Genomic DNA, 9,637 nt, shown 5'->3' with positions numbered 1-9,637 from the left:
GTAGTGTCTCCAGCTGCTGATCAGGTTCAGGCCTTCATGGTTCCGTCGGCCAGGAACTTCGAGTGCCAGCTCAGCGACTTGGTCAGGTCGTGCGGCGTGTGCTGGCCGTTGGCGACCGTCTGGGCGTGCTCGAAGTAGTCGAGCAGCTGCTCCTTGAAGTCGGGGTGGGCGCAGTTCTCGATGATCTTCTTGGCGCGCTGGCGCGGGGCCAGTCCGCGCAGGTCGGCCAGGCCCTGCTCGGTGATGATGACGCTGACGTCATGCTCGGTGTGGTCGACGTGGTTGACCATCGGGACGATGGCCGAGATGTCGCCACCCTTGGCCGTCGACGGCGAGACGAAGACGCTGAAGGCGCCGTTGCGGGTGAAGTCACCCGAGCCGCCGATGCCGTTCATCATGCGCGAGCCCATGACGTGGGTGGAGTTCACGTTGCCGTAGATGTCGGCCTCGATCATGCCGTTGCAGGCGATGACACCCATGCGGCGGATGGCCTCGGGGTGGTTGGAGACGTCCTGCGGGCGCAGGATGATCTTCTTGGAGTACTCGGAGGCGTTGTCGTTCATCTTCTCGGCGTACTCGGGCGACAGCGAGAAGGCCGTGGCCGAGGCGACGGTCAGCTTGCCGGAATCGAGCAGGTCGACCATGCCGTCCTGGATCACCTCGGTGTAGGAGGTGAGGTTCTCGTAGTCACTCTCCAGCAGGCCGGCGAGCACGGCATTGGCGATGTTGCCCACGCCCGACTGCAGCGGGTTCAGGTGCTCCCCCAGGCGGCCGGCCTTCACCTCGGAGTCGAAGAAGTCCAGCAGGTAGCCGGCGATCTTCTTGGAGTCCTCGTCGAGCGGCTTGAAGGGCGAGTTGCGGTCGGGGCCGCTGGTCTTGATGACGGCGACGACCTTCTCGGGATCGATCGTGTAGACCTTGTCACCGATGCGGTCGCTCGGCTTGACGATCGGCAGCGGCTTGCGGTTCGGCGGCAGCTCGGCGATGTCGTAGTAGATGTCGTGCATGCCGAACAGGCCCTCGGACTGCCACTCGTTGACCTCGATGATGATCTTCTTGGCCAGCGTCAGGTAGGTGCGGTTCATGCCCACCGAGGAGGAGGGCACGACGGAGCCGTCGGCCAGGATCTGGGTGGCCTCGACGACGGCGTAGTCCAGGTCTCCGAAGAAGCCGTAGGCCAGCTGGTTGGCCAGGTGGCTCAGGTGGATGTCCGAGTAGTAGGTTGAACCGTCGTTGATCTTGTTCCGCAGGACCGGGTCGGACTGGTAGGGGGTGCGGAAACCGATGCCGTCGGCGCCGGCCAGCTCGCCGTCGAGCTCAGGGGCGGTCGAGGCGCCGGTGAACGAGTCGATGCGGAAGTCGCTGCCCTTGGCGCGCTCCTCCTTGATGCGTGCGGCCAGGGCGACGGGGAATTCCTTCGGGTAACCCGAACCGGTGAAGCCGGCGAAGCCGATCTTGCTGCCGGGCTCGATCAGGGCGGCGGCATCGGCGGCCGACATGACCTTGTTGCGGAACTTCTCGTTGGCGATCCGATCTGCCATTTTTCCTCCTTGAAGACATGGCCCCTTTGTCACCCGTGGGCGCCGCCTTCACTGGCGGTCAGGGTCTGTGCACGTCAGGTTACCCTGAGCGGCACACTTCCGGGAGAGGTGGTTCCGGCATGGAAGGGGGCTCCTCAGAGAACGGGAGGAGCCCCCTTCCCCGGTGCAATCAGGCGAGCAGCCGGATGCCGTTCCAGTTCTGGCCGATCTTCGTGGCGGCGCCCCAACGGCCACCCTGGTTGAGGTACTTGTACAGGTTGCCGTCACTTCGGCGGGCGACCAGGTCGCTGTACTTGTCCCCGTTGAGGGATCCGGGAGAGGTCACGGTCTGCATCGCACCCCAGCCCGAGCCGACCTGACGGGTGACGGGACCCGTACTGCGTGGGTTCATGATGTCGGCCCACATGGTGCCGTCGCTGTGGATCGAGACGATGTCGCCGAAGTGGTCGCCATCGAAGTCACGTACGGCGATGGTCTTCGTGGTGGTGCCCCAGCCGTCGGTGACCAGGTCCTCGGCGGAGGTGGTGGACCGGACCACACTGGTGGCCGTGAGATCAAAGGCATAGAGGTTGTCACCCTTGCGTGCCAGCAGGGCGTGGCCACCGAAGCTGAGCAGGTTGTTGGTCTGGGTGATGCTGAAGTTGTCGTAGCCGCTCAGGCCCGAGCCGATCTGGCGGCCGTTGGCAAACCGTCCATAGCCCCGGTTGTCGTAACGCCAGACGGTGCCGTCATTACGGACGGCGATCAGGACGTTCGGGCTTCCGGCGCCCTCGATCTCGTTGACCTGCTGCATGAAGACCATGTTGTTCCAGCCGGTGCCGGCCTTGACGCCATCGGCCAGTCCCGTGGCCCTCATTCGGTAGTAGTACAGGGTCCCGGTCTTGTCCTGGATGCCCAGGACGTCGGCACGCCTGTCGCCGTTCTGGTCGCCGTCGACGGGGCGGGGCTTCGTGCCGGAGCACGGTTTGACGCTCACCTGGCCGGAGGCGGTCGGCATGTCTGCCGTGTCATTGGCGGCGAGCCAGCTGTGTTCGCCGCCTGGCAGGGTCAAGGTGGTGGTGACCCCTCGCTTGGCGCCCGCGAAGTCACCGCCGTCGAAGGACAGGTACTGGGTGGTGGCCGTCGTGTTGGTGATCTTGACGGTGTTGCAGCCGGAGGCTGTCACGGTGACGCTGCCGGCGGCATGTGCCGGGGCACCAGCGCTCACCGCCACGGACATCAGGGTCGCGGCGCCCAGAACGCCGACTGTGGTGCGGATCATGGTCTTTCCTTGCTTCCGGGGCGCCGCTGGGGCACCAGTGGAGCAAGACTATGACCATTGGCCTAGCCTGCGGAAGGGGCCCCCGGTCCAGCGACGCGGAGCCAGCCTGGGTCGAGGCGACCTCCGGCGACGCGGGGTGTGCGACCCGGTGTGGTCCCTGCTCGTCAGGCCGGTGCTCGGGTCAATGGTGCCATCACCCCAGCCGCAGGAAGGCCCCCACCGCGTCGAGCCGCGGGAAGCTGATCGTCGCCGGAGCCTGGGTGGCCGCCACCGGCTTGGCGCAGTAGGCCACGCCCAGCCCGGCCTCTGCCAGCATGTCCAGGTCATTGGCCCCGTCGCCGACCGCGACCGCCTCCTCGGGCCCGCAGCCGAGCTGCTCGCAGCAGCGCAACAGGTGACGGCGCTTGGCGGCACGATCGACCACCTCGCCGCGGGTCAGGCCCGTGAGCCGCCCGTCGCGCACCTCGAAACGGTTGGCGGAGATGTCGTCGATGCCCAGACCCTCGACCAGCGGCTCCACCACCTCGGCGAAACCACCCGAGACCAGCGCCACCATCGTCCCGGCCCGCTTGGCGGCCGCCACCAGCTCGCGGGCGCCCTGGCTGAACTCGATGCGGGAGCGGACCTCGTCGAGCACCGACGGGTCCGTCCCGGCCAGGGTGGCGACGCGTTCGCGCAGGGCGGCGGCGAAATCCAGCTCGCCGCGCATGGCCCGCTCGGTGATCTCGGCCACCTTCTCGCCGCTGCCGGCATGGATGGCGACCTCGTCGAGCACCTCGGAGGTGATCAGTGTGGAGTCGACATCCATGACCAGCAGCTTCGGGGCGGAGTCGACCAACGGCTCGCGCACGATCGCGGCGTCGATGCCGACGCGGTTGGCGGCCCCGCGCACCAACGAACGGGTGCGCACCAGTTCGGTGAGCACACCGGTGGCGCTGAAGACATGGCCCCAGTCGGCGCGGTGGCCCTCGACATCGTGGGCATCGGTGAGTTGCTCCACGACGAGTTCGGACAGGGCCGAGGGGATCTCACCGGGAGCGGTCAGGACGATTCGGACGGTCTGCTGCACGGCAACAGACTAGGTGCTGCGAGTGATCGGCGCCCTCACCACAGGCAGATGGCCAGCGCGGCCAGGCTGAAGGCGATCTCGACGAGGCCCACCTGGGCCGGCCGGATGGTGCGGTCGCGCCGCGGGCCGATCCACGGCAGCAGCCAGGCCTTGGCCGTCGACAGGACGAAGAAGACGATCCAGGCCGTGCCGGCAAGGCCGTGGCGGTGGCCTGCCAGCGCCAGCAGGACCCAGACTGCGTGCCAGCCCACCGAGGCCGCCACCCAGCCGGGCTTGCCGCGCTCCCGGATGAGGGTCTTGACGACGAAGACGGTGCCGAAGAAGTAGCCGAACAGGGCCAGCGCATCGGCCAGCCTCGGATGGGGCCAGGCGACCCAGGCGGCCTGGGGCGTGGTGAACTCCAGGATGGGCACCAGCAGGCAGGCTGCCAGCACGGTGCACAGGCCCGAGAGCAGCGCCCGCTCGTGGCGGCGGCTGGTGAGCCACAGTGCGGTGCCGAGCAATGGGCAGAAGAAGGGCACCCACCACAGCAGCGGCCAACCTCCCAGCAACAGCGTCGCCACGCCCGCCAGCGCGGCCAGGCCGGTCCAGGTCAGCAGGGCGGGCAGGTGGCTGGCGCGCCGGCGTGGTGCGGCCTTGAGCCACAGGCCGCAGGCGTTGAAGGCGAAGTAGCCCAGCAGCCAGGTGGCGGCCAGAGGCAGGGCCCAGGCAGGCAGTCCGTCCCGCGACCGCACCACGAGCCCCACCAGCAGCGGGGCGACGAGCATGGCCCATGCGCCGTGCTGCTGCGGGATCCACCCGCGGTTGCCTGACCTCCTGCCCATGACCCCAGATTATCCCGGCATCAGCCGGGGGAAATCCGGGGTGGGGTCAGCGGACCTCGGTACGGGTCAGCGTGTACTTCGGGTTCTGCGCGATGATCGTCGTCTGTCCCACCAGCTCGTTGAGGCGGGCACGCCAGGGCAGGTGCGAGTTGTAGACGCACCACAGCTCGCCACCCTTGCGCAGCACGCGGGCGGCATCGGCGAACATCTCCAGTGCCGGCCCCGACTCCTTCGCGTGCCCGACGTGGAAGGGCGGATTGGTGACCAGGATGTCGAGGGAGTCGTCGGCGAACTCGCCCAGGCCGTCGCGCCACAGCACGTCAACGCGCACGTCATTGGCCTTCGCGGTCAGCCGGGTGGCCTCCACGGCCGACCAGGCAACGTCGCTGGCCATCACGTGGGCGGTGCGGAAGCGGCGGGCCAGCAGCGTGGCCAGGACGCCGTTGCCGCAGCCCAGGTCGAGCACCTGGAGCGCCCCGCCCTCGACGGCCGCCTCCGATGGCGAACCGCCGACCAGCTTTCCGACCTTGCCGATGTTGTCCACGAGCATCCTCGTGCCCGGGTCCACCTTGGCCGCGGCGAAGGTGTTGCCGTGGGCCCACAACTCGACGCCCAGGTCGGCGTGGGTCTTGGAGCGCGGCCAGCTGGGCTCGCTGTCATAGGGCAGCCGGGCGTGCAGCACCCGCGACTTCTGGCGGCCCAGGGAGGCGTTGACCGACCCGAAGTGCGTCAGCAGCACCTCGTTCATGCTCAGGGTCATGTGCTTCACCCGGGAACCGGCCACCACCCGCACATCCCGGTCGGCATGGTTGGCGATCAGCTCAGCGTACTCGTCGAGCCCGCCGAGTCCCTTGGGCAGGCGCATCCAGACCAGGTCGGCCCCGGTCAGTGCCTCCTGCAGGCTGTCGGCGAGCAACTCCTCGGGCACCTCCTGGCGTTCGCGCAGGTCGTCGCACCACAGCACCACCTCGTCGGCGGTCTCGCGCGCCCGCTCCACCAGGGCGGGGGCGTCCAGCAGGACGAGGCGCCGGGCGCGGGCGCCCTCGGTCACGTCGGTCGATTCGTCGGCGATCAGCAGGTCAACGGGGTCGGTCTCAAGCACATGCCCATCCTCCCAGCACAGGGGGCGGATCGCCGCATCGTGCCGGGCCACCCACAGTTCAGTGTCGTCAGTGCGAGGCTGTAGGTTGTGGGCATGGCAATGGAGCCACTGCAGATCCACGTGGTCGCCGACTCGACAGGAGAGACGGCGGCTCGTCTGGCGCGCGCGGCCCAGGCCCAGTTCACCAACACCGCCTTCACCATCGTGCGCCACCCGCGCATCAGCACCCCGGAAGCACTGTTCACCGTCTTCGACCACCTGCGCTCCGCCGTCACCGAACAGCCCGAGGTGCGCCACGTGGTGCTCTACACGCTGGTCAACGAGCACATGCGCGAACTGGTCGCGGGCGCCTGTGCCGAGCTCCAGCTCGCCAGCGCCGACCTGCTCGGTGGCACCCTGGCAGCCTTCGAGCAGGCCACCGGAGCCGAGGCCGACGAGGTGGTGCGCCGCCCCGTCGCGGTCGAGGCCGACTACTTCGAGCGGATCAGCGCCATGGAGTTCGCCGTGCGCAATGACGACGGCGCCATCCCGGAGGCCCTGCGCGAGTGCGACATCTGCCTGGTGGGCGCCTCCCGCTCGGGCAAGACTCCGTTGAGCATCTACCTGGGCTATTGCGGCTACCGCACCGTCAACGTCCCCCTGGTGCCCGGCATCGCCCCGCCCCGGGAGCTGATGGGCCTGGAGCGCTGGCGGATCGTCGGGCTGACGATCGATGCCGAACGGCTCAACCAGATCCGCAACCGGCGGGTCAAGGGCTTGGGTGGATTCGGGACCAAGGACGGCTATGCCGACCTGGCAAGCATCTACGACGAGCTCGACGAGATCACCAAGGTGCAGCGCCGCCTCGGCTGCCCCGTCGTCGACACCACCGGACTGGCGCTGGAGGAGGCCGCGGCGCGCGTGATCGACATCGTCGACGACCGCGCCCGCCGGGCTGGTGCCCAGCTGCGCAGACCGGCAGGAAGCCTGAAGATCAGGCCGTGACCGGGCACGACCCACGAACCTCCCGTCGCACCCTGCGACGGGCACAACTGAAGACCGGGTGCCAGCCACCCGACCCTGGGCCGGATGGCATGTCATCAGGCCTGCACCTGTAGCGGAACCAAAGGAGATTCCACACATGAGCGAGAAGTACATCTACGACCTGCACGAGGGCGATGCCACCATGAAGCCCCTGCTCGGTGGCAAGGGTGCCGGCGTGGCCGAGATGCACAGGGTGGGGGTCCCCGTCCCCGATGCCTTCACCGTCACCACCAATGCCAGCGTCGAGACCATGAAGTCGGGCGGCACCTGGCCCGAGGGCCTCAAGGAGCAGGTGGCCGAGGCCCTCAAGCGCCTCGAGGAGCGCACCGGCAAGGTGCTCGGCGGCAAGGAGAACCCCCTGCTGCTCAGCGTCCGCTCCGGCGCCGTGGTCTCGATGCCCGGCATGATGGACACGATCCTGAATCTGGGCATCAGCGACGAGACCGTCCAGGCCGTCGCCACCGAGTCCGGCAACGAGCGCTTCGCCTGGGACTGCTACCGCCGCTTCATCCAGATGTACGGCGAGGTCGTGGAGGGCGTCGACGCCCACGCCTACGAGGACGCCCTGACCAACATGAAGTCGCGCAAGGGCGTGGAGCAGGACACCGACCTGAGTGCCGAGGACCTCAAGGAGCTCGTCGACGAGTTCAAGAAGATCAGCAACGAGGCCCTGGGTGGCGACTGGACCACCGATCCGGTCGAGCAGCTCAACCGCGCCATCAATGCCGTCTTCCGCAGCTGGCAGAACCCGCGCGCCGACGTCTACCGCAAGGCCAATGGCATCTCCGCCGAGCTGGGCACCGCCGTCAACGTGATGCAGATGGTCTTCGGCAACCGCGGTGAAACCTCGGCCACCGGCGTCTGCTTCACCCGCAATCCCTCCACCGGTGCCAGCGAGCTCTACGGCGAGTTCCTGGTCAATGCCCAGGGCGAGGACGTCGTGGCCGGCATCCGCACCCCGCGGCCGCTGGCCGAGATGGAGGCCGTCCTGCCCGAGGCCTATGCGCAGCTCATCGACACGATGAAGAAGATGGAGGCGCACTACAAGGACATGCAGGACATGGAGTTCACCATCGAGAATGGCAAGCTCTACCTGCTGCAGACCCGCAACGGCAAGCGCACCGCCGCCGCCGCGCTGAAGGTGGCCAGCGACCTGGTCGACGAGGGCGTCATCGACAAGACCGAGGCCCTCAACCGCATCGAGCCCGGCCAGCTGGACCAGCTGCTGCACCCCGCCATCGACCCCAACCACGGCAAGAAGGCCATCGCCAAGGGCCTGCCGGCCAGCCCCGGCGCCGCCGTCGGTGAGGTCGTCTTCGACGCCGACACCGCCGCCGAGCGCGGTGGCAAGGATGAGCCCGTCGTCCTGGTCCGCTTCGAGACCACCCCCGACGACATCGCCGGCGTCCTGGTCTGCCAGGGCATCCTCACCGCCCACGGCGGCATGACCTCGCACGCGGCCGTCGTGGCCCGCGGCATGGGCAAGCCGTGCGTCGCCGGTGCCGCCGGGATCAAGATCGACCCGGTCGCCAAGACCCTCACCATCGGTGACAAGGTCTTCGCCGAGGGCGACGTGGTCACCCTCAACGGCTCCACCGGTGAGGTCTTCGGCGAGGCCCTCGAGCTCATCCCGCCGCAGATCAACGAGGACTTCCAGAAGGTCGTCGGCTGGGCGGACGAAGTGCGCACCATGGGCGTGCGGGCCAATGCCGAGACCTTCGAGGACGCCAGCAAGGCCCGTGAGCTGGGTGCCGAGGGCATTGGCCTGTGCCGCACCGAGCACATGTTCTTCGGTGCCGACCGCCTGCCGGCCGTGCGCGAGATGATCACGGCGGAGAACTCCGAGCAGCGCGCTGCCGCCCTGGAGAAGATCCTGCCGATGCAGCAGGCCGACTTCGAGGGTGTCTTCACCGCGATGAAGGGGCTGCCCGTCACCGTGCGCCTGCTCGACCCGCCGCTGCACGAGTTCCTGCCCAACCTGGTGGACCAGAGCCTGCTGGTGCAGAAGCTGGAGCTTACCAATGCCCCGGCCGCCGAGATCGAGGACGCCCGCCGTGTCCTGGGACAGGTGAAGAAGCTGCACGAGCAGAACCCGATGCTCGGCACGCGTGGCTGCCGCCTGGCGATGCTCTACCCCGAGATTCCCGACATGCAGGCCCGCGCCATCATCCGCGCGGCGCTGGCAGTGCTGGAGCGCGAGGGCGAGACCATCGACATCGAGATCATGATTCCGCTGGTGGCCCTGCCCGCCGAGCTGAAGAAGCAGCGCGAGATCGTCGAGGCGGCCGTCAAGGAGGAGTTCGAGAAGGCCGGCAAGGAGCTGCCGTACACCATCGGCACCATGATCGAGCTGCCGCGCGCCGCGATGGTGGCCGACCAGATCGCCGAGCATGCCGACTTCTACTCCTTCGGAACCAACGACCTGACCCAGACCACGATCGGCATCAGCCGTGACGATGCCGAGAACGGCTTCCTGAGCGCCTACGTCGTCGACGGTGTGCTGCCCAAGAATCCCTTCGAGTCGATCGACGTCGACGGCGTGGGTGCCGTGGTGCGCACGGGTGTGGAGAAGGGTCGTTCGGTCAAGGCCGACCTGAAGTGCGGCGTCTGCGGTGAGCACGGCGGCGACCCCGAGTCCATCGACTTCTTCCAGTCGGTCGGTCTCGACTACGTCTCCTGCTCGCCCTTCCGCGTGCCCGTCGCCCGCTTCGCGGCGGCCAAGGCGGCCATGGCCCAGGGGAAGTGATCTGGGGAGCATGAGCCCCTGACCACAACGGTCAGGTTCGGACAGGCTTCGGCCCCGGTCCCCAGCTACGG

7 protein-coding genes are annotated in these 9,637 nt (G+C 68.2%); 2 read left to right on the top strand and 5 right to left on the bottom strand.

From position 1 onward, the window contains the following. Positions 1-26 precede the first annotated feature (26 nt). The 5 genes from ACHFFZ_RS13510 to ACHFFZ_RS13490 form a co-directional block, all read right to left on the bottom strand. Positions 27-1,541 carry an acetyl-CoA hydrolase/transferase family protein gene (locus ACHFFZ_RS13510; RefSeq protein WP_394277125.1) on the bottom strand — a complete coding sequence of 505 codons (1,515 nt, stop codon included), beginning with the start codon at positions 1,539-1,541 and terminating at the stop codon, positions 27-29. Positions 1,542-1,710: 169 nt separating this feature from the next. Further along, the gene (locus ACHFFZ_RS13505) at positions 1,711-2,802 is read right to left on the bottom strand and encodes a hypothetical protein (RefSeq protein WP_394277124.1); all 1,092 of its coding nucleotides are present in this window, start codon (positions 2,800-2,802) and stop codon (positions 1,711-1,713) included. Between the two features lie 193 nt (positions 2,803-2,995). Continuing rightward, a complete protein-coding gene (gene serB / locus ACHFFZ_RS13500) occupies positions 2,996-3,871 on the bottom strand; it encodes a phosphoserine phosphatase SerB (RefSeq protein ID WP_394277123.1) in 876 nt (291 codons plus the stop codon). A 35-nt stretch (positions 3,872-3,906) separates the two neighbouring features. After that, positions 3,907-4,695, bottom strand: a complete 789-nt coding sequence (locus ACHFFZ_RS13495; RefSeq protein WP_394277122.1) for a YwiC-like family protein — start codon at positions 4,693-4,695, stop codon at positions 3,907-3,909. 46 nt (positions 4,696-4,741) lie between these two features. After that, positions 4,742-5,797 carry a class I SAM-dependent methyltransferase gene (locus ACHFFZ_RS13490; protein WP_394277121.1) on the bottom strand — a complete coding sequence of 352 codons (1,056 nt, stop codon included), beginning with the start codon at positions 5,795-5,797 and terminating at the stop codon, positions 4,742-4,744. 93 nt (positions 5,798-5,890) lie between these two features. On the opposite strand from ACHFFZ_RS13490, the gene ACHFFZ_RS13485 reads away from it, so the two are divergent. Then, positions 5,891-6,781, top strand: coding sequence for a pyruvate, water dikinase regulatory protein (locus ACHFFZ_RS13485; RefSeq protein WP_394277120.1), 891 nt, complete (start codon positions 5,891-5,893; stop codon positions 6,779-6,781). Between the two features lie 136 nt (positions 6,782-6,917). Next, complete coding sequence (gene ppdK, locus ACHFFZ_RS13480) at positions 6,918-9,566, top strand: pyruvate, phosphate dikinase (protein WP_394277119.1); 2,649 nt, start codon at positions 6,918-6,920, stop codon at positions 9,564-9,566. The last annotated feature ends 71 nt before the right edge of the window (positions 9,567-9,637 follow it).

The organism is Luteococcus sp. (assembly GCF_043424415.1).
GTDB lineage: Bacteria > Actinomycetota > Actinomycetes > Propionibacteriales > Propionibacteriaceae > Luteococcus.
This window is presented reverse-complemented; position numbering and strand designations above follow the sequence as displayed.